We start from the raw sequence: 25,796 nt of genomic DNA on the forward strand, positions 1-25,796 counted from the left end.
ACTCGCTGGCTCTGTTAACGAATAGAAACCCAAAAGTTTCCCGGCAGTGAAGAGCGTTAACGAAAGCTACCAGCGCCATAGATTCAGTATAAACCTGATCTTTAATTCGGCTAAACCAAATACGGTTACTATTTAGTGAGAATTTGACAAACCTCAAACAAAATTTTCTGAAAACTACAGAAATGAATGTGAAAATGCAGGTTTGTTACTCAGGTTAGCCAATAATGATTAGTGAGTTACATCAAAAAGAAAGAAATTTTCAAGCTGATGTAACCCGTACTTATCGTCAAGATGCCAAAATCTTAGAAGCCAGTTCTTGGATTTTGGCGTTTAAGTTTGGTGCTTGTTGAGCAATAAGTCTTTGCTCGTCCAAAACAGCATCAAAGATGTCTGTAGAGGTCAGAGGGTTTGCCAAGACTACCCGGAAGACGATAGTGCTCATGCGTTCCCAATGCTCAGGATTAAGCGTGGTACGAGAAACAAATGACTTACCAGTTTCACGTTGACGCTTTTGAATAAACTGAGTTAACTCGTTGATTAACTCATTTAATTCTTCTTTCTGTGTACCGTCTGCTTTTTCTAGGGCTTCACGGATGTTAGGCGGTAGATAACGGTAGGTGAGCAAACATAGCTCTGGCTCAGAAACCAGTTCAAAATCGTCCTGTTTCTTAATCAAATCCGCGAAGTAGCGTGCTTTCTCGATACTTTGATCGATCAACAGTTCATAGCCAGGTCGGCTAATAATATGCATTGCTGCATACACTAACATCGCCATACCAGAACGAGAGCCCTCCAGGGTATGACTACCTAAATCTTTAGAACCTTTACGCAAGATGTACTGAGCGTGGTGCTCGATAGATTTCATCGCATCTGGATCTTTAAACAGAACCATGCCCGCACCCATAGGGATATAAAGCTGCTTATGCGCGTCAATCGTCACTGAGTCTGCAAGCTCAACGCCATTCAGCAGGTATCGGTGATGATTAGACATTAATGTCGCGCCACCCCATGCGGCATCAACATGAAAATGACAATCGTGTTCCTGACAAACTTCAGCAATCGAAGCGAGTGGATCAACATTACCAGTTTCAGTCGTACCCGCTACACCAATCACCGCAATTGGCTTGATATTTTGCTTCTTGAGATCGCTGATTTTCGCTTTGAGATCATCGACAATAATGCGGTTATTTGCATCCGTCTTTACTGCGACTAGGCCTTCCTGACCCAACCCTAGTACATCGGCCGCTTTTTTAAGTGAGTAGTGACCACGCTCAGAAACCATAATAGCTAAGCCTTCATAGCCGTAATGTTTCATGGCTTTGAATAGGCCTTCTTTCTCTACACCTTTAAATTCGCCGTCTGCTTTCAATGCTTTATTGCGGGCAACCCAAAGGGCAGTAATGTTCGCAATCGTGCCGCCAGAGCAGAACGCACCGAGAGAATGGTTGGCACTATGCATCCATTGGTCGTAAAAGGTATTCGGCTGAGCGTAGATTAATCGGTGCAGCATGCCCAATACTTGGCGCTCTAATGGGGTAAACGCTTTCGACGTTTCTATCTTCACCAAGTTTTGGTTTAAGGCAATCATAATCTTAGACAGCGGCATTAAAAAGTAAGGCAATGCCGATGTCATATGACCGATAAAGCTTGGAGCTGACGTATGAACCGAGTGCGACACCAACGTGTCTAACAAGTGCTCGGTATGGTCTGACACAAACTCAGGTTGCTCAGGAATCTGAGCAGAAGAAAAGTCTTTCTCTATTTCACGTAAAGGCTTTTCTTCTGCCACGATGTGTTCACGAAGAAATTGATTCAAGTTTCGTGAGAGACCTTCTTCAATTTTTGTTAACGTCGAGTCCGGACCTTCAGGGACAGTGAAGATCTTTAATAAGCTCTCAAAACTAACGTCAGCGGTTTTTTGTTCCTTAACCATAGCAAAGAATCATTTGTAGTAATTTGGGTGATGCGAGCGGCACAATCTAAACCAAAACGGGTTCAAAGTCCCGTTTTAATTCTGTAAGACCATGTTGACGGAATGAAAACCAAGTCATAGGCCAACAACGTAGAGTAGGCGGTTTCTGCGCACTTGTATGTGAGAAGAGGGCCTTCGTAAGTAATATAGAAACGAGTCACGAAGGCTATCTCAAAGCATGTAAACCGAAACCTCAGGTTATTTGGTTATCGGCGCTATTCACATTGTTGTTTTTCTAGCTTCTCGATTGACTGATTATATCTATTAAGAGCCGAGTCAATTTTCTGAGGGTGGCTTAGTAGATCCGCAAAAGCAGAGCGAAGATCGTAGTTTTTCTCGTGATTGGTAGATTGGCGATCACTAAATGTTTTTTGTGCAGCCTCACCCAGTTTGTCACTGCGACTTGCCAGCTGTTTGACATCGTGTTGCTCAAGCTTGAGCCATGCCTCGATTGGCTGCTCAGTTGCTACACGGCTAGGATCATTTTTAAGAAAATAATGGACAGCTTCTCGGTTGAGTTCGAAGTGATGCTTACGGCCATCTAAGAACCATTGGCTTACTTCATCGAGATCAGGGTATTGAGCGACGGTCAAGTCAACAAGGTCTTGATACCATTGCAGTGAAGCATCGACATAGCCATCGTATTTATTAGACAGACATTGTTGATCTGCGGCAAATGTAAAAGTTGAGCTTGTAGCGAGGAGCGCTGCAACGACAAAGCGTTTCATTCTTCTTCCTTCTATTCTAATAGTTATTCCTTAATTAACGTTAAATCTCATTCTATGACGAATGACCCTTAATTCATGTTGGAGCTAAGAGAGTCTTGGGCTGTTGATTCAAATAGCGAAGTAAGGTGTCGTTACTTAATTGACGACTTCAACGTTAATTAGGTTTTTAAATTTTTGCCGTATTGTAATGGATGTTAAAGGCAAAACCTGAGATCTAGCTAGCAAGTGATACAAAGAAAAGCATCATCACAGGCACGAGCAAGCTCAAAATAAAGCCACTAACAATGGCAACAGGTACGCAACGTACGCCTCCCGTTGTTTGGATGACTGGCAAAGTAAAGTCCATTGCTGTTGCGCCAGCATAACCAATCGCGGTACATGGGTAACGGCGGATAAATAGTGGAATGGCAACTAATGCCACTAATTCACGCATCAGCTCAATTAGGAAAGAGGCGCCGCCAAATACCGGACCAAACGCATCGCCCATCAAAATACCTGCCAATGAGTACCAGCCAAATCCAGACGCCATTGCCAATGCTTTATATAAGGGAAGATCCAAGACCAATGAAGCAATTACGCCACCAAGCATACAAGTAACGATGATAACGGCCGCAATGGCCATGCCTTGCTTGTTTAACAAAATCTGTCTGAGGGTAAGGCCGCTATTGCGCAGTTGAATACCAATAAAGAACAGCAAGAGGAACAGTATCCACTCGCTTGCGGTGTCTACCCAAGATAAGTCAATGGGAAGGATCAAACCTGCCACTAAACCACCACCAACGACGAGGATCAGTTTGGCAGACTCCAGAGCCATTGAAGAAAGAGGTAACTTGCTGTGGCTTTGATCGGTCTTTAGAGGAATTATCTTGTCGACAAGAGGCAGTGCAAGAAGGTTACAGACACTTAAGCAAATAAAGAAAGTACTCGCATAAAGCAGAATGCTTTGTAAATTGCTACCCAGATTATCAAGTGCAGCGAGGCTCAGCCCCATCAACGATAGAATAACGTAGATAAGGTAAGAGGTAGATTGATTAATTTTCTCGAGTAAAGCGGCGCGAGAAATAGGAATTAAATACCCGACGACGAGAGGGGCAAAAATGAAGAGCATCCCTGAGAACATAAAACTCAATTATTCCTTTGTGAGATAAGCCTAAATTGGCCACAGATCAACACTCACTCAACCTTGAGTGGAGCCATTACTGTGGATGACGTTTTGATTAAAAATAAGGTCTACAAGCCACTGGTGGTTAAAACCGTGTTCATTTCCTGACGGAAGTCCTCATCACTCATATTGCTGAGTTCATAAAGTATCTCAGCGCCCGTTAGGTTGAATTCCACTTCGTGTTCGTTAATGCGCTCATCTTGATTGCGGAACATTAACAGATGGTGTGCAATTCTGGCTATGTCTAAGTAACTGACATCTGGGCGAGAAGTGACGTACTTTTCGTTCGATGATACTTCTCTGTAATCGTTATCAAATCCCCAGCGTTCTAGCACCAGATTACTGGTGGTAGCGCAACGTGTTTGGAAGATTTGTAACGCGATATCTTGATCCAGATAGTTGCCTCTTTCGAGGTACATATTGTACTCATTAATAAGACAAAATAGGCCTATATCTGCTAACAAGCCGACTAACAATGCTTTTTCTTGTTCAAGGTGTCCATATGTCACAGGATCGTGCTTGCGGAACTCTTGCACAATTAACACCATCACAGCACCAAGCTCACGGGAAACCGCAGCACTTTTCACCATGATCGCGTTACATTCGCTGGTTAGATTTAGTGAGTGTTTCAACTGTTCAATTGCTTGAGCGGTAACAATGTCACGCACGCGCAGAATGCCTAAACGTGAGACAGCGGTTATTAGATCATTGCAGGTGATGTTTCTACGGTTAAAAATGACCGAGTTCGCGACCCGCACCACAACGGCTGCTAATCCAGGATCTTCTAACAAACAGTTCGCAATATCGGCGATCGTTGTGTTTTCTTCCTGACACAATTGCTGAATTTTAAGCACGGCATCAGGTATCGGAGGTAAAGAAATCTTACCGATAGTAATAGATTGCTCTACCAGTTGTGCGAATTCGGATTCTAGCGCTTTTAAAAGCTTATCTTTGTTATTTGGTAGCCAAAAAAATGATAGGTGTTCCATTATGACGTTGTACTTATAATCTTTGGTACAGTGTACCCTTTCAACACGCGCATTATCAATGAAATGCGTTCTCTGTATACTCAATTACCTAACATATCATGATGAATTGTTGATTCAGTCTACAAGGTGTCAAAAAAATACCGCTACAAAGAAGGATAACTGTGAAATCAATCACGTATGGGGAATTTATACTTTTTTATATGTGACTTATGTCCTAACTTATTTTTCGTCGTTAAGTATGATTAAGCAAGTTGGTAAGCACAATTTACAAATATATCGCCAACAAATCGACATTTTATAATTCGCTACAAGCTGCTGTTTATCTGGTGACATCGCTAATCGGGGTAATTTATTCAGATTAAAGAGGTCAATGGACATGACAGACCAAGCTTTTTTTAAATACGTACGCAATTTTAGTCAATATCAGAAACGTTCCATGTTTGGCGGCATCGGCTTATTTTGCGATGATGCCATGTTCGCTCTTGTCAGTAATGACTGCTGTTACCTACGTGGCGGTAATGAGCTAGACGAAGAGCTGATGCAACTAAATTGTGAAAAATATAAGCACGTCAAGAGACAAACGACGGCAACCGTTAATTATTATGATGTGACAGAGCTGTTTGAATCCGGCTTTTCCGGTTTAGATGAACTGTTAAAAAAATCAATAGAGTACTCAGTAAAGGAACGCAAATACCAAAAATCATCTGCGAGTAGACGGCTAAGGGATTTGCCGAACATGCAACTTACACTTGAGCGTATGGTGAAAAAAGCCGGCGTTGATGATGTTGAAGCATTTTTGGAGCTTGGGCCTGTGGAAGTTTTCAATAAAGTAAGACAGGCTTACGGTAACGATGTAGATGTCAAACTGCTTTGGAAGTTTGCTGGTGCGATTGATGGAGTGCACTGGAAACTCATTCAAGAGCCACGTAAAAAACAGCTTTTAGAGCTGTGTAACTAACGTAATGGGCTTATTTAATGAATGACTTTACTCTGGCGTTAGCGATTCGTAAAAGTAAGCATCAAAAGTAGAAAAGGGATGTTGATACTTTTGAGCACTTTATTAGAGCGAGTTATTTCTACCAAATAAAAAACCGAGGCTAATGCCTCGGTTTTTGTTTTTCGCTTGTGCTTATTAGAACTTGAAGCGCGTAGTGAACATAACTTGATCACCGTAAAAGTCGTTAATGCGAGCTTCTGCACCTAGAGAGAACAACTCAGTTGAGTGGAAACGTGCATAGGCAGAGCCCATCCAGTCGTCGTTGTCATCAATAGAAACATAGCCAACTTTACCACCTACTTCTAATTGAGGACCTAACCACTGACGAACGCCCAGGTTTAGTTCCATACCCACATCAGTGCTGCTTGAGTGAGATGGTTGAACAACGCGCATCAGCATTTCGCCTGTCAGGTCTGCCCAGTTATTAAGTGGTGAGTGAAAACCAAAACCAGCTGCTGAATCAAAGTCGCTTTCAAACTCAGAATCGATACGAGCTATGACGTGTGCATTTGGGTGAATTGATTTGCTAACGCCAGCACCAAATGTCATCGGGCTTGCGCCAATGCGAGCTTCGACGTAGTCGTAACTAAAGTTGCTCATAGTTGCAGGCGTATTGCCGTTCGCAGCTAGGGCGTGGCTTGATGCTAATAATAGGGCTGTGGCTAATAGTGTCTTACGCATAACTAACGATAAACCTTGTTTATTTTTCCATGAGTCCAAGCAAGCACTTGAACTGTAATCTGATTTGTCCGACATCATAATCAAAAGAGAGGTCTTCGACCAACATAAATGTGTCGATGTTTTGTCAATTAACTTAATTGTTATTCAATTGAAGCAAAAAGTGCGCCATGTATGATGGCGCACTTTTAACGGATTGGTTTATTCACCAAAGCTTGCTCTACGCTCTGCCATCGCGTTTAAAATGGCTTCTGAGTCAAGGACGGTTGTCCAGGATAACAAGTCATCATCCTGTTCGATAACGAACGAAGTAAGCTGGGAGAGGATCGCCTGTCTTAGTTCATCTCCTCTCCATGGCTTGGCAATGTAATAGTCTAAACTGTCGTGGTTAATTGCCTCTACGGTGTCTTCTAATCCTGCCTGACCGGTCAGTAGCACTTTGCGGGCACTTCTTGTGTCAGCACTTTGGCTTAGTTCAATCAAGAAGCTAATTCCAGTTTGCTCCGGCATAATGTGATCACACAAAATGAGCGCAAGTTTTACTTCTTCGTCCGCCATGTCCTCAATTACTTGTCTTGCCTCTGTCACGGACTCAGCGCCTTCTAAAATAAAATGTTCTTCGAAGAGAGCTAAATCTTGCAACACGCTATCCAAGACTTCTCTTTCGTCATCGACGCATAAAATCAGATACTTTGTCATATTTCATCTCCTTCTTCGATGACCGGTAACCAGACTGTCATACGAGTGTATTTGTTGAGTTCTGATTCCACTTCAATCCATCCGTGGTGAGCAGAAACGATTTGCTGGCAGATAGAAAGCCCGATTCCTAAGCCAAAGTTGCCCACTTTTTTGGTCGTAAAGTTGAGTTCGAAAATTGATGTCTTCTGTGATTCTGGAATACCACAACCATTATCTTCGAATGAAATCACGGCATATCGCTTTTGATCTTTTTCGACCAGCCTGGTCTGGATTTTTAACACACCTTTATCCGGAAAAGCGTCAATGGCGTTTGAAACTAGATTAGTCCAAACCTGCTGTAAAGCGATAGGCTGGCAAAGAATTCGCGGTAAGTTATCGTAGTCTGTTGAAACCTGGTGCATTTTCAACTTGTTTTCAAAGATAACCAAGGTATCTTCGATGCCTTCATGGATATCAGCGTAATGCATGCTTTCATCATCAGCACGTGCATAGCCTTTCAAGCTCTTTACCATGTCAGCGATACGGGCTGCACATACGTTAATTGAACGCAGAGAAGCCCCCGCTTTATGATATTGCTCTAGTGTTCCAAGTGTCTGAGCTGCACTATCCTGTTTTTTCGCGAGCTGCGACAACAACGCATCATCTGACTCTAAGCCGAGATTGACGATTTTTTTGGCTAACGTGCGATCCGGCAGGATAGGGCTAAGTTGTTTTACTCGTGCTCTTAGCTCAGAGGTTGAGGCTGGTTTAGAATTTTGCGCTTGAGACAGCAGTTGCACGCCTTTGTTCTGGATATCCGAGCTAGGAAGCCCTGTCAGCAGGCTTTCAAGGGTATGCGTGAGATTTTCTACCCCTCGCAAAATAGCTGCGATTGGATTGTTGAGTTCATGGGCAACACCGGCAACGAGCTGACCAAGCATGGCCATTTTTTCTCGCTCAATCAGTTGTTGATGAGCCGACTCTAACGATTCAAGTGTTTTTTGCAGCTGTAACTTGGTATTGATGCTGCGTTGCAAACGTCGATTAAAGTGTCGTAGCAGTAAGTTGGTGAAGAGTGGCAGCAGATTAGAATCACTCTGCATGACGTTGTGGAACACTTGGCGATCGAGTTTGATCACTTCCGTCTTCGATAATGTCAGTGCGGTAGAGAAAGAGTTTTCACCCGTCACAAATGACATGCTGCCGACAATGTTACCTTTCGTGTAGCGAACGACTTCTCTTTGAACGCCTTGCTCATCTCTTTTGTACAGAGCAACGTCTCCGTTGGTGATAAACCAGAGAAAGTTGTTGGGTTCACCTTCAACCGTCAATAAATGTTCAGGCGAGTAGGTACGGCAGGCATGGGTGTCGTCGCTGTCTTTGAAAAACAGTTGCAAGGCGGTAATTACTTGCTCTGCAAGCTCTGCATCGGACATTGAGTGATAGTCATGCAGAAAGCCCGCTTGGTATTTCTGCATCTGATTCTCAATGTGCGCTCGCAGCAATTTATGTTGGTCCAGTACTTGGCTGTAGCCGAGCAAGTCCTCATGACAGTTGCGCAAAATAAACTGTGTTAACTCTTTTTGAACCGTATTAAATAGCACCTTATCCGGGAGCGGCTTTGTCAGGCAGTGGTCTAATCGACCTTCGTTAACGGCAGTGAGTATCGCTTGGATATCCGAAGAGCAACTAATGAGGATTTTTCGTGCGCTTTCTGTATGTGGTGCCCGGTCGAGACCAATAAGAAATTCCACGCCGTTAAAATGAGCATGGTGGCTGGCGATGACGAGTGCGACAGTCTGCTTCTGTTGTTCTAGATACTCAAGTGCACTTTGCGCTTCTTCAATCGATTCAACAGAAAAAATATCAAATTTGCTAGAGAAAGCAGACAGCTCCAATCGAAACTGTTCGGCACTGATTGGATTGTTGTCGAGACACAATACAGCGTAGCGATTCACAGGTAGTTGAGCTCCGGTTAAAACTTCTCCAAGCAAACCCTATCAATAAAACGACGGAATGAGTGCGAGCTAAGTATGATTCCTGATTAATGGTCTAGAATAAGCAACAATAGTCTGATTTATCTCAATGTTTTATCCGCCGAGGGTTTGGGTTAGACTGAACACAAATACCTGAAAAGTGACGTTATGCAAAATCTTAAAAAACTTGGCGCCATTGGCGGTGCAATTTCACTCGCGCTCTGTTGGCCACTCGCCGTTGGTCAAATTGGTCAGTCCATCATTGAAGATGGTATCGCGAATATGAACGATGAAATGGTCAAAGGAGAAGTGATTGAGTATCAGCGTGGTTACCTGTCTTCGGTTGTGCTAACCCGATATACGGTAGTTGACCCGGAGTTAAAGACGCAATTGTTGCGTGACAGCATACCTACAACTTTTGATGTCACAAGTGATGTTAGCCATGGGCTAACCAGCCTCACTGCGGATTCAAAATTAGTAGAAAACGACTTTTTGCCGCTTACGTTGCAAAGTCAGACTCAACTCAATGGTAATACTGCATTTACATTGGACTTAGACAGCTGGCATTACCGCAATGAAGCTGAAGATATCTCAGTGTCGACAAGCCCTGCGAAAGTATCGGGTAACGTGACGGTTTTAGGCGATCTTAATTATCAGGTTTCGGTTCCCTATGTTCAGGTTGATTTTGTCAACGGTGACGAACTGCATTTGAACGGTTTGACAGGGCAGGGCAAAGGAAAACAAGTTAAAGGTTACTGGCTAGGTGAGCAGGTATTTTCGTTAGAGAAACTGGATGTGGTGGATTCTACTATGACCCCGGTGTTCTTAATTGAAAATGCTAACTACAGTGGTAATACAGCGACGGATGAGACGGGCGAAAAGCTGAACAGTCAGTTTAATCTGGCGGCGAAAAACCTGCGCCTTACGGATGGCACCGATGTTGACGACTTTAAGCTCGACTTTTCCATCGCCGATGTCGATAGCCAGTCGTTCGATGAGATTATGTCTATCTATCAGAGCTCTGCGGTGCTGAGTGAGCAAGAAGTTGCCAGCCTATTACCTCACATTGATACGCTGTTTAGTAAAGGCTTTAATCTTTCAGTGAACGAACTGTCACTCGCGTTTGGTGAAGGTAAATTCCATAACGAATGGGAATTGTCTATACCGCAAGGTACCGAGCAAATCACCCAGAATCCGATGAAGTTAGTCAATGTAACTAACGGCGCTCTGAGTACATATTTCTCCGATGAGTTAGTTGATCATTACCCGTTTATTCAAGAAGGAATAGATGAGTTGTTAATCATGGAGTTAATCGACAAAGTTGAGGGTGGTTACCAACTTAAGGCTCAAATCGGTGATGGTAAGTTAAAATTCGAGAACGGACACGAGTTCCCATTGATCGCGTTATTGATGCCAGCGCTGATGCAAAAATAGACAATCATCGTTAGTTAATTACGCTCATATGGCGTTTTCAGTTTAAAAAGAGGTCGTAGGACCTCTTTTCTTGTTTTTATCGCCGCAAAAACGTGATATACCCAACATATATCAAGATGAAGGCATCGGAACTTTGTTAGAGAGTTTTCGCGCGATAAACAGTGTCTGCGCTGATGACCCTAAAAGCCTTCCTAAGCCCGCATCTCGAGATTATTTGAGTACATTAATTTCGACATATATTGAGCAGGAGCAATGAGCATCATGGAACAAAATACGGACATCGTATTTAACTTCAGCGCAGGACCAGCAGGTCTGCCAAAAGCAGTTATGCAACAAGCACAAAATGAACTATTAAACTGGCAAGGTCTGGGCACTTCCGTGATGGAAATTAGCCACCGAAGCAAAGAGTTCATTAAAGTTGCTGAAGAAGCTGAACAAGACCTGCGTGACCTTTTAAACATTCCAGAGAACTACAAAGTCCTATTTTGCCAAGGTGGCGCTCGCGCTCAGTTTGCTGCTGTTCCGCTAAACCTTTTGGGTGAAGCCAAAACTGCTACTTACATTGATGGCGGTTACTGGGCAGAAAGCGCAGTCGCAGAAGCGAAGAAATACTGTGAACCAGACGTTTTTGACGCAAAAACAGAAATTGACGGCAAACTGGCAGTAAAACCTGCAAGTGAGTGGGAAATTGCACCAGACGCGGCTTACGTTCATTTCTGCCCTAACGAAACCATCGACGGTATTGAAATCAACGATTTACCTGTTACCGACAAGCCAATTGTTGCTGACATGTCTTCTACGATTCTTTCGCGCGAGATCGACGTTTCTAAATACGGCGTTATCTATGCGGGTGCTCAGAAAAACATCGGCCCATCTGGTATTTCTATCGTTATCGTACGTGATGATTTATTGGGTATGGCAAAACAAGAACTGCCGAGCATTCTAGATTTCACTGTACTTGCAGAAAAAGAGTCTATGTTCAACACGCCTCCAACATTTGCTTGGTACCTATCTGGCCTTGTATTCAAATGGCTAAAAGCGGAAGGTGGTGTTAAGAGTATTGAGAAAGTGAATCGTGCAAAAGCGAAATTGCTTTACGATTTCATTGATCAGTCAGATTTCTACCGTAACGGCATTCACTCTGCTAACCGTTCACTGATGAACGTACCGTTCCAGTTAGCGAAGCCAGAGCTTGATAGCACTTTCTTAGAGCTAGCCGATGCGAAAGGCTTGAAATCTCTGAAAGGTCACCGTGCCGTAGGTGGTATGCGTGCGTCAATCTACAACGCAATGACACTTGAGGGTGTTCAGGCGCTTGTAGACTTTATGAAAGAGTTCGAAGAACAGTACGCGTAGTTTGAACCAACACTGAACTACTCAAAGCGTCGCACTTGCGGCGCTTTTGTTTAACTAACCAACGCATGGGTAGATGAGCCAAACATCACACCACTTTTCATGTTGCGCACTTTACCTCTGCAAAGGTTGAATAAGATGGGATTAACATGGCTTTGCACAATACCGAAGAACTACAAAAACAATTTCCCCTCCTGACGCAGTTAATCGATTTGAAAGAAGTCTGCTGGTTTAACCCAAATGTGACTCCTTTAGAAGAGGGGTTACCTTACGTTGGTTTAGACGCTGAAGATATTGATGCTGCGAGCCAACGCTTGAAGCGATTCGCGCCTTACATCATGAAAGCCTTTCCTGAAACCGCTGGTAATAATGGCATTATTGAATCGCCTGTTGTTGATATTCCCAAGATGAAAGCGTGTCTGGAAACTCAGTATAAAACCCCGATTTCGGGTCGCTTAATGTTGAAGAAGGACAGTCATCTACCCATCTCAGGTTCAATAAAAGCTCGTGGCGGTATTTACGAAGTATTGACGCATGCAGAAAAGCTCGCGATGGAAGCGGGATTACTGAGTGAAGGGGATGATTACAGCAAACTTTTCAGTGAGGAGTTTCGCCAGTTTTTCCAACAATACTCTATCGCAGTAGGTTCGACCGGTAACTTAGGTATGTCGATTGGCATCATGAGTGCAAAACTTGGGTTCTCTGTGTCAGTCCATATGTCTGCCGATGCTCGCCAATGGAAAAAAGACAAACTCCGTTCTCATGGTGTTAATGTTGTTGAATACGAACAAGATTACGGTGTCGCGGTGGAACAGGGCCGTAAAGAGGCAGAGCAAGACCCTAACTGTTTCTTTATTGATGACGAAAACTCACAAACTCTATTTTTGGGATACTCAGTTGCAGGGAAGCGACTGAAGCAACAGTTTGAAGAGTTAGGCATTGCTGTCGATGAACACCATCCACTGTTTGTCTACCTGCCATGTGGGGTGGGTGGTGGCCCGGGCGGTGTCGCATTTGGGCTCAAAATGGCTTTTGGTGACCACGTCCATTGTATCTTTGCTGAGCCAACTCACTCTCCCTGCATGTTATTAGGTGTGCATACCAGTTTGCATGACCAAATTTCAGTTCAGGATTTAGGCATTGATAATGTGACTGCCGCTGATGGTCTCGCAGTGGGGCGGGCTTCTGGCTTTGTCGGACGGGCAATGGAAAGGTTGTTAGATGGGTATTACACCATTTCCGATGAGCGTATGTACCATCATTTAGGTGAGTTGAGTGATCTTGAAAATATTCGTCTCGAGCCGTCTGCGCTTGCTGGAATGGTCGGTGCGGTTCATGTGTCGAATAACAAAGAATACCTGGCTCGTATGAACATTAGTAAAGAGAAGCTGAGTGGTGCAACGCATCTCGTTTGGGCGACGGGCGGCGGCATGGTTCCTGAAGCAGAAATGGCGGCATATTTAGCTCAGTCAGAACGCTGTAATTGATGCTTGCCAATAAAAAGGGCTCATCTTGTGATGAGCCCTTTGCGTTTTTATCTCTATAAAGACTGCAACAATTGGAAGTAGCGACCTTGTTGCGCTATCAATGCATTGTGGTTGCCTTGCTCAATGATTTCCCCTTGCTCCATCAAGCAGATGTTATCCATATTCTCCAGCTCGATGAGTCGGTGCGTAATGAACACTACGGTCTTGTTAGCAAAGTGCTGGTTGAATAACGCCATCACTTTTTGCTCCGTGCGTTTATCAAGGCCCTCTGTAGGCTCATCTAACAGCAGAATTGGTGCGTCACGTAACAGCGCTCGAGCAATGCCAATACGGCGTTTTTCGCCACCAGAAAGTTGACGACCTCCATCGCCTAACCACGCGCTTAAACCCGGTTCTTCAAGCAGACCGCCAAGATCAACTTGAGTTAAAATATCAGCCAGTTGTTCATCAGTTGCGTCGGGCGCAGCCATCAGGAGGTTGTCACGCAGTGTGCCATTTAGTACGTCTACACGCTGGCTAACGACGGTAATAGCTGAACGCAAATCAGATTCGCCCCAGTCTTTTAGTGATGCGCCACCAATACGTACTTCACCTTGGTTCACGTCCCAGTAGCGACACAGCAGTTGAATAAGTGTCGACTTGCCCGAACCAGTTTGACCAACCACTGCCGTTTTTGAACCCAGAGGCAGAGATAGCGATAAATCGTTCAGCACTTTTTGCTGGCCATCCGGATACGCAAAGCTAATGTTGTCAAACTCGATATCCAACGGTTTGTCTTCACGACTCGACTGCTGAGGAAAAACAACATCTGGTTTAGCAAGAATAACCTCATTCAGACGGCGTGCCGACGTCAAGGTTTGACCCAGATACTGAAACGCACCTGCAATAGGCATTAGGATTTCGAAACTTGCCATGGTTGCAAAGGCGAAAAGCGCAATCCACGGATCCGGAGCTCGACCACCAACGCCATCCGCAGCAAACCATAACATCATTACCAGCGTCAGACCGTTAGCCAACATCAGTAGACCTGATGCCATACCAGTGAGATTCGCGTTAACAAACTGATTGGAAAGCAGCTGTTTTTGCTTGTCTAAAATCAAGTTGCGGTAACGTTCTTCTGCACCAAAAATACTGAGCTCGCTATAGCCTTGCAGCCAGTCAAGAGTCGCAACGCGCAATTCAGCTTTGCGATGTGTCAGGTGTGCACCATTCTTTTTGCCGAGTTTGTAGAACAGCACCGGCCAAACCAACAGCATAACAGTGAGTACGGAACCTAACAGCATTGCCAAGTGCCAATCAAAGAATGCCAGCACCGCGGTTAAACTCAGGATACCGAATATACCTATTATCACTGGGCTGATAAGGCGCAAATAGACGTGATCCATCGCATCGACATCAGCAACCAGGCGGTTAAGTACGTCCGCATCACGCATGGTTGAAACTCGACCCGGAATAAGCGGAGAAAGCTTCTCGAAGAAGAATATGCGTAAATCGGTAAGCAGCTTAAATGTGGCATTGTGGCTCACCACGCGCTCACCCCAACGGCCAGCGGTACGTGCCATGGCTGCACCACGGACACCTGCACCAGGAAGCATGTAGTTAAAGGTTTCTCTTGCGATGGTTAATCCTGCGACTGAAGCGGCAGAAATAAACCAACCAGAAAGGGTCAACAGTCCAATTGAAGCTGCAAGAGTCAGGAATGCCAATAGCATCCCTAATGACAAACCAAACCAGTGCTTTTTATACAGTTTTAAGTAAGGGAGTAAATCACGCATCTAAGTTCCCCTTGTCTGATTCACGCTGGGCTAAATTAGCTTCTAGCATGTCTTTGAATAAACCGTCCTCAGACGAGAGAGTTGTGTAGTCGCCACGCTGAACAATCTGACCGTTTTGCATCACTAAGATCTGAGAGACGTTTTTCAATGGTGCAAGTTGGTGAGTGATCATCAGGTTCGTGGTTGATTGGGTATATTTACTGATCCCTTCCATTACCAGTCTTTCGCTACGTGCATCTAAACTCGCAGTTGGCTCATCGAGTAACCAAAAACGGCCGTTTTGCAGCATAGCTCGAGAAAGAGCCAGACGTTGTGCCTGACCAACGGACAAACCACCAGAACGATCAGAAATTGGGTAATCCAGACCGTGCATTTCAACAAATTCTGCAGCGTGTGAGTCCTTTAGCACGACATCGACTGCGTCGTCTTGGACATTGTGTTTACCCAACGTGACGTTGTCACGAATGCTACCATGAAGCAACATCGGGTTTTGACCAATCCAGCTAATAGTTTTACGCCATGTGGCAAGATCGAGTTGTGATAACTCACAACCATTGATTTTTAGACTGCCTTGGTAAGGCATAAAGCCAAGAATGGTATTCACAAGGCTGGTTTTACCTGCACCACTTGGGCCAACAAGTGCTGTGCTTTGATTGGCTTCTAGAGAGAAAGATAGAGGCCCTGCAAGTTGTTTACCTTCCGGACTAAGGACGACGAGATCATTGGCTTCAATCTGGATCGGTGCGTCTTGGTCTAGAATCTGGTTACCGTCTTTTACGTGATCGACCTCTAGTTCCAAAAACTCGACAATACTTTCTGCCGCGCCAACCGCTTGTTGCTTCGCGTGGTAGTAAGTACCTAAGTCGCGTAGGGGCTGATAAAACTCAGGGGCTAGGATCAGAACAAACAGACCTGCGAACAGCGTTACTCCTGCGCCATAGTAGCCAAAGTTTAACTCACCGATGTAGCTGAAACCGAAGTAAACGGCGGTAATCGCGATGGAAATAGAGGTAAAGAACTCTAAAACTGCCGAAGACAAGAATGCGATTTTTAACACATCCATTGTTCGGGTACGGAATACCTCAGAGGCTCCCTTGAGCGTTTCTGTTTCAGACTTGGTACGATCAAACAGACGGATGGTCGTCATGGCTTGTAGACGGTCATAGAAGTGACCGGACAAACGTTGCATCGCTTTGAAGTTTTTGCGGTTTGCTTCTGCGGCTTTTTTTCCAACCAATGCCATAAAGATAGGGACCAGAGGAGCCGTAACCAGGAAAATCAAACCAGCCGCCCAGTTTACAGGGAACACGACGATCAGAATGATGAAAGGAATCAAAACCGATAACGACATTTGAGGAAGGTAGCGAGAAAAGAAATCTTGCATGTCTTCCACTTGCTCTAAGATCAACGTCGCCCAGCTACCTGCTGGCTTACCTTTGATGTAAGCCGGCCCCAACTTATGGACCTTGTCCAAAATAAGTTGACGAATATAAACTCTGATCTGTTCACCGCAACGATAACCGGCGATTTCGCGACCCCAAGTACAGGCTGCACGACCAATAACGGTTCCACCCAGTCCGACAAAGTGCCAAATGAGTTCACTTTTGTCGACTTGTTCGATGATCAATTGATGAAGAATAGAGGCGAGCAGGGCTGCTTGAGCCAATAAAAACACGCTTGAAAGTACGCCTAGGCCGATCGCAATCATAAGCCAGCGCTTGGCTAACTTACTTTGTTGCTTAAGCCACTTGTTCAAGCTGCTATGCTTTTTCTTATCCATTGTAAAGGCTTAATAATAATTGTTTTAATGAGGCGGTAGTATACAAAAGAAAACCCAGCGGGAATACCGCTGGGTTTTAAGGATATGGCACAAATATGAAAAGTTATTTGTCATTCAGTGCGTCAAGGAAGCGTTCTGCATCCAATGCTGCCATACAGCCTGTACCCGCTGAAGTGATTGCTTGACGGTAGTTATGATCCATCACGTCGCCTGCCGCAAATACACCTTCGATACTGGTCTGTGTAGCGTTACCTTCTAAACCAGATTTAACGATGATGTAGCCATCTTTCATTTCAAGTTGGCTTTCAAAAATTTGCGTATTTGGCTGGTGGCCGATCGCAATAAAGGCACCCATTACATCGACATCTTCAGTTGCGCCTGTGTTTACATCTTTAATGCGAACACCAGTCACACCCATATCGTCGCCAAGAACTTCATCAAGGGTACGATCGGTATGAAGAATGATATTACCGTTTTCCACTTTATCCATCAGGCGGTTCACTAGGATTTTTTCAGCGCGGAACGAGTCACGGCGGTGAATCAGGTGAACTTCAGATGCGATGTTTGAAAGGTAAAGCGCTTCTTCAACCGCTGTATTACCACCACCGACAACCGCCACTTTCTGGTTACGGTAGAAGAAACCGTCACAAGTAGCACAAGCGGATACACCACGGCCTTTGAAAGCTTCTTCAGAATCAAGACCTAAGTATTTTGCTGACGCACCTGTTGAGATGATTAATGCATCACAGGTGTACTCACCAGAATCGCCTTTCAGACGGAAAGGACGTTGAGTTAATTCAACTTCATTGATGTGGTCAAAGACGATTTCGGTTTCAAAGCGCTCAGCATGTTCTTTCATGCGTTCCATTAGCGCGGGACCTGTTAAGCCTTCCGCATCGCCAGGCCAGTTTTCAACTTCTGTTGTTGTGGTCAACTGACCACCTTGCTGCATTCCTGTTACCAGCACTGGGTTTAGATTTGCACGTGCAGCGTACACTGCCGCCGTGTAACCCGCAGGGCCAGAACCGAGAATTAATAGTTTACAATGTTTTACGTCGCTCATTATGGCTCCAAAAAGGGCTGAACATTTCCTTCGATTGTATGGAAATTCTTATAGCTTTAAAAGCATAAAGCAGGATAGAGATCTAATAATTGGTTATAGGTTAGAACTTACTCTGAAGTAGTAGGCTACTTTTTGCTCTAGCATAAAATTCTAATGACAGTAGAGATATCTAGTTTCAAATGTTGCCAAAGTTAAAATCTGAAACATGGAACTATCTAATCTTAATTTTGTGGTTTTTTATTGTATTTTTTGATATTTGCTGAAGTTATCAACGTCAAAAGCTGGTAATTGCAGAATATTTGCGTAATCTATCGTGTAAATTAAATGTTAATTAAATGTGCCTCATTAAAGGAGCAAATGATGTTACATTCACGCGAGAATACTCTACATTTAACCCAGCTCAGCATGGCAGCAATTGAGCAACTTTCACCATCTTTTGAAACGCTACCTCATACGGATCATGCCGATGGCCAATACCGCTTGAGACGTTACTCTGTTGTCAGTTTTGAAAATGGCAAAGTCATCGATTTGAACAAAAACAGCTTTGTTCAGTCTTCAGATATCAACCGATTCCAGGGTGATGTTGTTCGCCAATTTGAGCCGATAGAAAAGAATATTCTGCTTAGTGAAGGCTTTAGAGAAATGTGCGAGCTGTTTGTTAATGCGAATCACCTAGTGAATGGACAAGAAATTGAAATTCACCAAATCCGCATCACCGCATTTGAAGATGAGACTCAAGTAGCACCAGAAGGTGTACACCAAGATGGCTTTGATCACATCGCAATGGTAGGGGTTGGCCGTCACAACATCATTGGTGGCGATATCATGCTATACAGCAGCCACAACCAAGCGCCATTTTTCCGTAAAGTTCTGGAGAATGGTGAAGTCGCAATGTTGGCAGACAGTAAACTCTGGCATAACGCCTGTCCAATCCGCTCTGTGATTGACGATAAAGCTGGCCATATGGATGTATTTGTACTTACGGCAACGGACAAGCGTAATGAACTTCAATCTTAATCAAATCAGACAACAGTTTCCTGCGTTAGCGCAGTACCATAACGACAGACCAGTTACTTTTTTTGACGGTCCGGGCGGTTCACAAGTACCACAGTCAGTTCTTGACGCTATGGTGGCTTACCTTGGTTACTACAACTCGAACTTGGGTGGGCATTACTTTTCTAGCCAAACGACCGTTGATGTGATGCAAAATGCGCGCGAGTCGGCTCAGGCGCTATTGAATGCGCCGTCCTCTGGCAACATTGTATTTGGTGCGAACATGACATCGCTGACTTTCCAATTAAGTCGTGCGATCAGCCGAGAGTGGCAAGAGGGCGATGAGATTATCGTTTCTGCCTTAGATCACTATTCAAACGTTTCTAGCTGGCAGCAAGCCGCGGAAGACAAAGGCGCAGTCGTTCATCAGGTTCGTATCAATGAGGATGACTGTACGCTAGATCTTGAACATCTACAAAGCTTGTTGTCTGACAAAACGCGTTTGGTCGCAGTCACTTATGCTTCGAATACCACAGGGTCAATTGTCGATATTCAAAGTGTTGTGGAAATGGTACATCAAGTTGGCGCTCAAGTTTACGTCGACGCAGTGCACTATGCGCCGCACCATCTTGTAGATGTACAGGCGTTAGGATGTGATTTCCTTGCATGTTCTGCCTACAAATTCTTCGGTCCTCATGTGGGAATAGCATACGTTGCTGACCAATGGTTACACAGCATCCGCCCATATAAAGTTGAGCCAGCAACGAATATCGGCCCAGGTCGGTTTGAAACAGGGACACAAAGTTTTGAAGGCTTGGCTGGCGTAACCGCAGCTGTTGAATACCTAGCGCAGTTTGGTGAAGAAGGGTTACCACTTCGCCAAAGACTTGAACAAAGCTTTGCGCTTTATACTCAGCATGAACAACGATTAAGTGAGCGTTTCTTACAGCGATTAGATGCGCTAGAGGGCGTCAAACTGTATGGCATCGATAAGGAATATACGCAGCTTCGTACACCAACATTTGCGTTGACCTTCGATAAATATTCGCCAGAATTTATTGCGAAAACCTTGGGCGAACACAATATTTGTGTCTGGAACGGGCATTTTTACGCACTGGGCTTAGTTCGTCAGCTTGGGCTGGAAGAGACCGGTGGTGTTGTGCGAATTGGTTGCATGCATTACAACACACTTGAAGAAGTGGATATGTTGTTTGATGTGATTGAAAGCATTCTTGATGCTTAGTGAATTCAAATAGAAAACAAAAAGCTCGAGCATTTAGCTCGAGCTTTTTTGTATATAAAAGTCGTCAGTTTTTATGCGCTGACTTCAACTTCATAAGAAGTGAACTTACGCACGTTGATGACGCCAGTATCGAAAATCAGGTATTGGCCTTTAATACCTTGCAGAATGCCCGTCACAACCGGGTTTTTATCAAAGTTATGTGAAGTAATCTTAGTTGGGTGCTGCTGCACTGGATAGCTAAGATCCGTGATGCTTTCACTTAATACTTCGATTGCATCCTCACCGAATTGCTGCTTGATTTCGGCGATTTTGTCTTCCACTAAAGGCAGAAGTTCTGCAAATCGGTCCTGCAGTTCGATCGGTTCTCCATCACCTTTAAGCAATGCGCGCCAGTTGGTTTTATCGGCAATATGTTTTGCCAGCTCAACTTCAATCAAGCCAGAAATGTGGCGGGTTTTTACTTTAAAGATCGGCAAACCTTGAGTCGCGCCCTGATCAATCCAGCGTGTTGGGATTTGAGTGTGACGAGTGATACCGACTTTAAGGCTGGATGTATTAGACAGATACACGAAGTGATCCACCATACAGTTTTCTTCGCCCCATTGTGGCTCTCGACACGTACCTTGATCGTAGTGACATGTCTCTGGCTTCATGATGCACATATCGCAGCTTGCTAGCTTCTTCATGCAGACAAAGCAGTGACCTTGCGAGTAGCTCTTTTTGGTTTTTTTGCCGCAAGAACAGCAGAAAATATTGCCAGTGTGGGTCAGTGTTAGCGTTTGGCCAAGGAATGGAGAAAGGTCAATCTCTTCATCACCTACGGGAAGACGATAGCTTACTGCGCCATCCAGAGAAGCTCGCATTTTGTTAAGCGTACCAGTTGCAATTAAGGACATAACATTACTCATTATTGTGTTTTTGCACAGTATATACTGAATGCAAAGTCAGGGGCAGGGGGGTATAGAATGTTGGCGGAAAATAGGAGCTTTAAATTTTGGGAACTAAGATAAAAAAAGGTGGCCAATTGGCCACCAGTCGGGAAACTGCTGTACATCATTCAGGGGGAACGAAACGACGAGGTACAGCAGTAAAAAGTCTTTGCTTACCAGAAAAGCCAAGCGAAAAGTGTTAGTACGCCAATACATGCAATGTTCAGAACAAGGCCGATGCGCATCATCTCTTTTTGCTTGATATGACCGGTACCAAATACAATCGCGTTTGGTGGAGTCGCTACTGGCAACATAAACGCACACGAAGCGGCGACAGCAATCAATGCTGAAAGAATGACAGGCGACATACCGAGTGCTTCTGCAATGGTGGCAAAAACGGGTACCAGCAACGCTGCACTTGCGGTGTTACTCGCAAATTCAGTTAAGAATACAACGAAGGCAACGACGGCAAGAATTGTCAGCAGAACGCCTGCCTGTTCCAGAAAGCCTGACAAGCTGTGTGCTAAGAAAACGCTGGTGCCAGTATCTTTAAGAACGTTACTTAGACAGATACCACCACCGAACAGAATCAATACGCCCCAGTCGGTTGTTTTCTCGATGTCTTTCCATTCAACCGCGCGAGATGCGCCGAGTAGAAGGATTGCGCCAATTGCCACCAGCGTGTCGAACTTAGCAAAGCCGCCTAGCATCGCATTGATTGGTTTACTAAAGATCCAAAGCGTCACTGTCAGAAGGAAAATCGCCAGAGTGACCTTCTTGCCATTTGTCCACTCGACAGGTTTGTGGTCAAGTTCAAACTTGTGGCTCAAATCAGGTTTGGTCATAACGTACAGAACCAAAACCGCAACTGGCATCAACAATAGAGAGATTGGCAGAGCAAGCTTCATCCATTCGGTAAAGTTAAGACCAACTTCAGCTGCAGCAATTGCATTTGGTGGGCTACCAACGAGAGTGGCAATACCACCGATGGATGCGCTGTATGCGATACCAAGCAGAACGAATAGAAATGTGCGATGGTTTTTATCGCCATCCAGTTTGGTCATCACGCCGAGAACCAGAGGAAGCATCATTGCTGTGGTCGCAGTATTAGAGATCCACATCGACAAACCCGCACTCACACCAAACAGCATGAAGACGGCTACCGACATTTTTCCTTGGGCTAATATCAACACCTTATCGGCAATCGCTTGGTCTAACTTCTGCTTATGCAGCGCCGCCGCCAGGGCAAAACCACCTAAGAACAAGAAGATGATTGAGTTAGAAAAGTTGTTGAGCGCGACTTGTGTATTAAACACGCCTAAAAACACGGCGAGTAGCGGTATCAACAATGCTGTAATACTTACGTGAATTGCTTCCGTTAGCCACAAAATCGCAACAAAAACTAAGATGCTAATGCCGGTTACGACTTGCGGTTCAAAGGGTAGGGTATTAAACAAGATAATGAATAGCAGGATATTTGCGTTCAATATCATGCTGTTGCGAGTGAAGAACCAGTTCTTCAATGTCACAGCGAGTGCGGTCATGGGGTATGCTCCTTATTCATTGCCTTTTTGTCGGTTTTTTATGGCAAAGTAACTGACTTGTATTTATTTATTGATTAAATGTTACTTTGAATGAGCAATTGAGTTTTGCTTGAATCGTAGAGCAAATATGAAAATGTGATGTTGGGAATTAGAAATGGGTAGATTGCTACCCATTCTTTTTATAGAAGTGTTATTAAAAGCGTTAGTGGCTATTCCACAGGGACTTGTCTTGGCTCGATAGGCTCTTTCACAGCAAAAATCGGTTCTTGAGGACCAAGGAATCTCGGCTGTGTATCAATCACGTAAAGATCGAGGAATGCTTTAACGCGGGCAAGCAGTTCGCGCATGCGCATCGATGCTTTCTGCTTGTTTGTTACTGGGCCTGCGACGGCAAGACACTGGGCGTCTATGTGGTACGCATTGGCAATGAACAGTGCTCGTTCGCAGTGGAAACGCTGGGTCACAATCAGAAAGCGCTCGGAAGCAAATATCTTTTTCGCACGGACAATCGAATCGAGCGTACGGAAACCCGCGTAGTCGAGATGAATGACTTCTTCTGGTACGCCTGCCTTGAGTAAATCGCGTTTCATCGTCCATGGCTCATTGTAAGAGCGGTGGGCGTTGTCACCACTGAGCAAAAATTGTTTCACCTTACCTTGCTCGTAAAGCTCAATTGCAGCGTTGATGCGATGGGTGTAGTAAGTGTTGAGGACCTTTCCGATGTATTTGCTCGTACCGAGTACGACGGCTACCTCATGCTGAGGTATTGGTTCGTAGTCAGTAAAAATGTTCTCTTTGGCTTGCAATACTACCCATCTGTCGATGGCTATAACGGAGATCAGCAGGCCAAGTACAGCGATCGACAAAATCAAAGCAAGTCGCTTCCATGTAAATTTAAGCATCCACTTTGACCTTATACGAGAAAACAACAAAACGTTTTTTATCCTTAAATGAAAGTGTATGTCTCATCATATCTGATACAAACAAAAAGAGAGAAGTCCATTTGTGCCAAAATACGGTTAGGATGATAAAAAAACGTTTAAAAAACAAAAGCCCCTATGTGTTAGGGGCTAATTATTAGGCGAGTTTTTCTTTTGCGGTTAAATTTAGAACGCAGTTCGCTTGTAACGACGGTAAACTGGTTGCCAGAACGACTGTTCAATCGCAACGTGAAGTGCTTCGTCGGTGATTTCTAGTGCCACACCTTGTTCAATGGCTTTTTTAGCGACGGCAAAAGCGATTTTCTTCGATACCAGGTGAATCTCCTCCAGTGGTGGAAGAAGTGCACCGTGACCATTAATCGCTAAAGGCGAACACGTCGCAAGTGCTCGGCTAGATTCCATCAGCATTTCATCAGTGACGCGTTTTGCGTTCACAGCAAGAACACCTAAGCCGATACCAGGGAAGATGTAACTGTTGTTACACTGAGCAATCGGGTAGGTTTTTCCTTCGTGTACAACTGGAGCGAACGGGCTACCAGTTGCAACCAACGCTTCGCCATTGGTCCAACGAATGATGTCGTTTGGTGTTGCTTCTACACGACTGGTTGGGTTTGATAGCGGGAACACGATAGGGCGCTTACAGTGTTTGTGCATCTCTTCGATGACTTCTTGGCTAAATAGGCCAGGTGCACCAGATACACCAACAAGCACAGTCGGCTTCGCGTTACGCATTACGTCTAGTAGTGAGTAACCAGTGCCTTCATTTTCCCACTCTTTGGTATTTTCATGTTTTTGTACCAATCGCTGTTGGAAATCAAGAAGGTTTGGCATGCCTTCCTGAAGTAGGCCCCAACGGTCAACCATGTAAACCTGAGAGCGAGCCTGCTGGTCAGAAATGCCTTCTGAAACCATTTGAGCGATGATCGCTTCTGCAATACCACAACCAGCCGAGCCTGCACCCAAGAAAGTAATACGCTGTTGAGATAGTTTAGTGCCAGCAGCCTTACACGCAGCAAGCAATGAGCCAACTGTTACCGCAGCGGTTCCTTGGATATCGTCGTTGAAGCAGCAAACACGGTCTTTGTAACGTTCAAGAAGAGGCATCGCATTCTTTTGTGCGAAATCTTCAAACTGGATTAAAGCATCAGGCCAGCGGCGTTGTACCGCTTGCATGAACTCTTCAACAAACGCGTCGTATTCTGCACCTGTGATACGAGGGTGGCGCCAACCCATGTACATTGGATCAGCCAAACGTTGAGGGTTGTTCGTGCCGACATCCAGTACGATTGGTAGTGTATAAGCTGGACTAATACCACCACAAGCGGTGTAAAGAGCAAGTTTACCGATAGGAATACCCATACCACCGATGCCCTGGTCGCCCAAACCTAGAATACGTTCACCGTCGGTAACAACAATCACTTTTACGTTGTGGTTTGCTGCGTTATTTAGCAGATCATCAATGCGGTCACGATTAGGGTAAGAAATGAAAAGGCCACGGCCGCGACGGTAAATATTGGAGAAGTTCTCACAAGCTGCGCCAACGGTTGGCGTGTAGATGATTGGCATCATCTCAGAAACGTGGTTTTGTACTAAGCGGTAGAATAGCGTTTCGTTGGTATCTTGAATGTTACGTAGATAAATGTGTTTATCCATGTCACTTTCGAAACCTTTGTACTGTTGGTAAGCACGTTCTACTTGTTCTTGTATGGTTTCAGTGGCTTCAGGCAGCAAGCCCTCTAAGTTGAATGAACTGCGTTCTTCTGCAGAAAAAGCACTGCCTTTATTCAAAAGAGGAGTTGCCATAAGAGCGGGTCCCGCATACGAGATATATAGCGGGCGTTTATCGTTGTTCATTTGGAGCCTTATGTAGGGTTGAAGGATGCGCGCCAAATTTTAACGGTTTCCGACTTTAGTTGTAAACATTCGTTGATGCACATCAAGGTAATGTTGCAATAAAATTCACGTCTGGTGGAAATTTATACTCAAAAGAAATCATCCAGAAGGTTTCAAAGTCGCGTGATTCTCTCTGAAACAAGTATCTCGACGTTATTTGGGTATAATGCCCCTCATTATC

20 protein-coding genes are annotated in these 25,796 nt (G+C 44.6%); 6 read left to right on the forward strand and 14 right to left on the reverse strand.

The features are described 5' to 3' along the window. Window positions 1-286 precede the first annotated feature (286 nt). The 4 genes from panP to DBX26_RS05975 form a co-directional block, all read right to left on the reverse strand. Window positions 287-1,933, reverse strand: a complete 1,647-nt coding sequence (gene panP, locus DBX26_RS05960) for a pyridoxal-dependent aspartate 1-decarboxylase PanP (RefSeq protein WP_118118239.1) — start codon at window positions 1,931-1,933, stop codon at window positions 287-289. Window positions 1,934-2,187: 254 nt separating this feature from the next. Then, entirely contained in the window at window positions 2,188-2,700 is a 513-nt protein-coding gene (locus DBX26_RS05965; RefSeq protein WP_014231571.1) for a hypothetical protein, read from the reverse strand. Window positions 2,701-2,914: 214 nt separating this feature from the next. Then, window positions 2,915-3,820 carry a lysine exporter LysO family protein gene (locus DBX26_RS05970; RefSeq protein ID WP_014231572.1) on the reverse strand — a complete coding sequence of 302 codons (906 nt, stop codon included), beginning with the start codon at window positions 3,818-3,820 and terminating at the stop codon, window positions 2,915-2,917. A gap of 110 nt (window positions 3,821-3,930) precedes the next feature. Beyond that, complete coding sequence (locus tag DBX26_RS05975) at window positions 3,931-4,851, reverse strand: HDOD domain-containing protein (RefSeq protein WP_014231573.1); 921 nt, start codon at window positions 4,849-4,851, stop codon at window positions 3,931-3,933. Between the two features lie 370 nt (window positions 4,852-5,221). Here DBX26_RS05975 and DBX26_RS05990 point away from each other — a divergent pair, with 370 nt between their 5' ends. Then, complete coding sequence (locus DBX26_RS05990; RefSeq protein WP_014231574.1) at window positions 5,222-5,809, forward strand: TfoX/Sxy family DNA transformation protein; 588 nt, start codon at window positions 5,222-5,224, stop codon at window positions 5,807-5,809. A gap of 174 nt (window positions 5,810-5,983) precedes the next feature. Here the strand turns inward: DBX26_RS05990 and DBX26_RS05995 are convergent, their stop codons facing one another. From DBX26_RS05995 to DBX26_RS06005, 3 genes are all read right to left on the reverse strand, one after another. After that, complete coding sequence (locus DBX26_RS05995; RefSeq protein WP_014231575.1) at window positions 5,984-6,529, reverse strand: hypothetical protein; 546 nt, start codon at window positions 6,527-6,529, stop codon at window positions 5,984-5,986. A 198-nt stretch (window positions 6,530-6,727) separates the two neighbouring features. After that, window positions 6,728-7,225 carry a response regulator gene (locus tag DBX26_RS06000; RefSeq protein WP_118118241.1) on the reverse strand — a complete coding sequence of 166 codons (498 nt, stop codon included), beginning with the start codon at window positions 7,223-7,225 and terminating at the stop codon, window positions 6,728-6,730. After that, window positions 7,222-9,162: an ATP-binding protein gene (locus DBX26_RS06005; protein WP_118119760.1), complete on the reverse strand. Its 1,941-nt coding sequence runs from the start codon at window positions 9,160-9,162 to the stop codon at window positions 7,222-7,224. The genes DBX26_RS06000 and DBX26_RS06005 overlap by 4 nt, the downstream gene beginning before the upstream one ends. 186 nt (window positions 9,163-9,348) lie before the next feature. Between DBX26_RS06005 and DBX26_RS06010 the strand changes: the two genes are divergently transcribed. From DBX26_RS06010 to DBX26_RS06020, 3 genes are all read left to right on the forward strand, one after another. Next, on the forward strand, window positions 9,349-10,614 hold the full coding sequence (locus DBX26_RS06010; RefSeq protein ID WP_118118243.1) for a DUF945 family protein: 1,266 nt from the start codon (window positions 9,349-9,351) through the stop codon (window positions 10,612-10,614). A 252-nt stretch (window positions 10,615-10,866) separates the two neighbouring features. Then, a complete protein-coding gene (gene serC, locus DBX26_RS06015) occupies window positions 10,867-11,970 on the forward strand; it encodes a 3-phosphoserine/phosphohydroxythreonine transaminase (protein ID WP_041170212.1) in 1,104 nt (367 codons plus the stop codon). Window positions 11,971-12,116: 146 nt separating this feature from the next. Further along, window positions 12,117-13,454: a D-serine ammonia-lyase gene (locus DBX26_RS06020; protein ID WP_118118245.1), complete on the forward strand. Its 1,338-nt coding sequence runs from the start codon at window positions 12,117-12,119 to the stop codon at window positions 13,452-13,454. A 53-nt stretch (window positions 13,455-13,507) separates the two neighbouring features. On the opposite strand, the gene cydC is transcribed toward DBX26_RS06020, so the two are convergent. The 3 genes from cydC to trxB all read right to left on the reverse strand — a co-directional run bounded on the left by cydC (window position 13,508) and on the right by trxB (window position 18,072). Then, window positions 13,508-15,229 (reverse strand): cysteine/glutathione ABC transporter ATP-binding protein/permease CydC, encoded by a 1,722-nt coding sequence (cydC, locus tag DBX26_RS06025; RefSeq protein WP_118118247.1) that lies wholly within the window; start codon window positions 15,227-15,229, stop codon window positions 13,508-13,510. Further along, entirely contained in the window at window positions 15,222-17,009 is a 1,788-nt protein-coding gene (gene cydD, locus DBX26_RS06030; RefSeq protein WP_118118249.1) for a cysteine/glutathione ABC transporter permease/ATP-binding protein CydD, read from the reverse strand. Before cydD ends, cydC begins: the two co-directional genes overlap by 8 nt. Window positions 17,010-17,112: 103 nt before the next feature. Continuing rightward, complete coding sequence (gene trxB, locus DBX26_RS06035) at window positions 17,113-18,072, reverse strand: thioredoxin-disulfide reductase (protein ID WP_020333015.1); 960 nt, start codon at window positions 18,070-18,072, stop codon at window positions 17,113-17,115. A 360-nt stretch (window positions 18,073-18,432) separates the two neighbouring features. Between trxB and DBX26_RS06040 the strand changes: the two genes are divergently transcribed. Further along, a complete protein-coding gene (locus DBX26_RS06040; protein WP_020333016.1) occupies window positions 18,433-19,089 on the forward strand; it encodes a 2OG-Fe dioxygenase family protein in 657 nt (218 codons plus the stop codon). Further along, window positions 19,073-20,308, forward strand: coding sequence for a cysteine desulfurase-like protein (locus tag DBX26_RS06045; protein ID WP_014231585.1), 1,236 nt, complete (start codon window positions 19,073-19,075; stop codon window positions 20,306-20,308). Before DBX26_RS06040 ends, DBX26_RS06045 begins: the two co-directional genes overlap by 17 nt. A 71-nt stretch (window positions 20,309-20,379) precedes the next feature. Here the strand turns inward: DBX26_RS06045 and DBX26_RS06050 are convergent, their stop codons facing one another. From DBX26_RS06050 to DBX26_RS06065, 4 genes are all read right to left on the reverse strand, one after another. Next, window positions 20,380-21,204, reverse strand: a complete 825-nt coding sequence (locus DBX26_RS06050; protein WP_020333018.1) for a DUF2797 domain-containing protein — start codon at window positions 21,202-21,204, stop codon at window positions 20,380-20,382. 206 nt (window positions 21,205-21,410) lie between these two features. Further along, complete coding sequence (locus DBX26_RS06055; protein WP_014231587.1) at window positions 21,411-22,781, reverse strand: DASS family sodium-coupled anion symporter; 1,371 nt, start codon at window positions 22,779-22,781, stop codon at window positions 21,411-21,413. Window positions 22,782-22,990: 209 nt separating this feature from the next. Continuing rightward, complete coding sequence (locus DBX26_RS06060; protein ID WP_024372846.1) at window positions 22,991-23,713, reverse strand: vancomycin high temperature exclusion protein; 723 nt, start codon at window positions 23,711-23,713, stop codon at window positions 22,991-22,993. A 174-nt stretch (window positions 23,714-23,887) separates the two neighbouring features. After that, window positions 23,888-25,576 (reverse strand): NAD-dependent malic enzyme, encoded by a 1,689-nt coding sequence (locus DBX26_RS06065; protein ID WP_014231589.1) that lies wholly within the window; start codon window positions 25,574-25,576, stop codon window positions 23,888-23,890. Between the last annotated feature and the right edge of the window lie 220 nt (window positions 25,577-25,796).

This window comes from Vibrio sp. dhg (genome assembly GCF_003443775.1).
In the GTDB taxonomy this organism is placed as follows: domain Bacteria; phylum Pseudomonadota; class Gammaproteobacteria; order Enterobacterales; family Vibrionaceae; genus Vibrio; species Vibrio natriegens.

Coding starts and splice junctions, on each gene's coding strand:
- panP (WP_118118239.1), bottom strand. CDS start 1,933: ATGGTTAAGGAACAAAAAACCGCTGACGTTAGTTTTGAGAGCTTATTA.
- DBX26_RS05965 (WP_014231571.1), bottom strand. CDS start 2,700: ATGAAACGCTTTGTCGTTGCAGCGCTCCTCGCTACAAGCTCAACTTTT.
- DBX26_RS05970 (WP_014231572.1), bottom strand. CDS start 3,820: ATGTTCTCAGGGATGCTCTTCATTTTTGCCCCTCTCGTCGTCGGGTAT.
- DBX26_RS05975 (WP_014231573.1), bottom strand. CDS start 4,851: ATGGAACACCTATCATTTTTTTGGCTACCAAATAACAAAGATAAGCTT.
- DBX26_RS05990 (WP_014231574.1), top strand. CDS start 5,222: ATGGACATGACAGACCAAGCTTTTTTTAAATACGTACGCAATTTTAGT.
- DBX26_RS05995 (WP_014231575.1), bottom strand. CDS start 6,529: ATGCGTAAGACACTATTAGCCACAGCCCTATTATTAGCATCAAGCCAC.
- DBX26_RS06000 (WP_118118241.1), bottom strand. CDS start 7,225: ATGACAAAGTATCTGATTTTATGCGTCGATGACGAAAGAGAAGTCTTG.
- DBX26_RS06010 (WP_118118243.1), top strand. CDS start 9,349: ATGCAAAATCTTAAAAAACTTGGCGCCATTGGCGGTGCAATTTCACTC.
- serC (WP_041170212.1), top strand. CDS start 10,867: ATGAGCATCATGGAACAAAATACGGACATCGTATTTAACTTCAGCGCA.
- DBX26_RS06020 (WP_118118245.1), top strand. CDS start 12,117: ATGGCTTTGCACAATACCGAAGAACTACAAAAACAATTTCCCCTCCTG.
- cydC (WP_118118247.1), bottom strand. CDS start 15,229: ATGCGTGATTTACTCCCTTACTTAAAACTGTATAAAAAGCACTGGTTT.
- cydD (WP_118118249.1), bottom strand. CDS start 17,009: ATGGATAAGAAAAAGCATAGCAGCTTGAACAAGTGGCTTAAGCAACAA.
- trxB (WP_020333015.1), bottom strand. CDS start 18,072: ATGAGCGACGTAAAACATTGTAAACTATTAATTCTCGGTTCTGGCCCT.
- DBX26_RS06040 (WP_020333016.1), top strand. CDS start 18,433: ATGTTACATTCACGCGAGAATACTCTACATTTAACCCAGCTCAGCATG.
- DBX26_RS06045 (WP_014231585.1), top strand. CDS start 19,073: ATGAACTTCAATCTTAATCAAATCAGACAACAGTTTCCTGCGTTAGCG.
- DBX26_RS06050 (WP_020333018.1), bottom strand. CDS start 21,204: ATGTCCTTAATTGCAACTGGTACGCTTAACAAAATGCGAGCTTCTCTG.
- DBX26_RS06055 (WP_014231587.1), bottom strand. CDS start 22,781: ATGACCGCACTCGCTGTGACATTGAAGAACTGGTTCTTCACTCGCAAC.
- DBX26_RS06065 (WP_014231589.1), bottom strand. CDS start 25,576: ATGAACAACGATAAACGCCCGCTATATATCTCGTATGCGGGACCCGCT.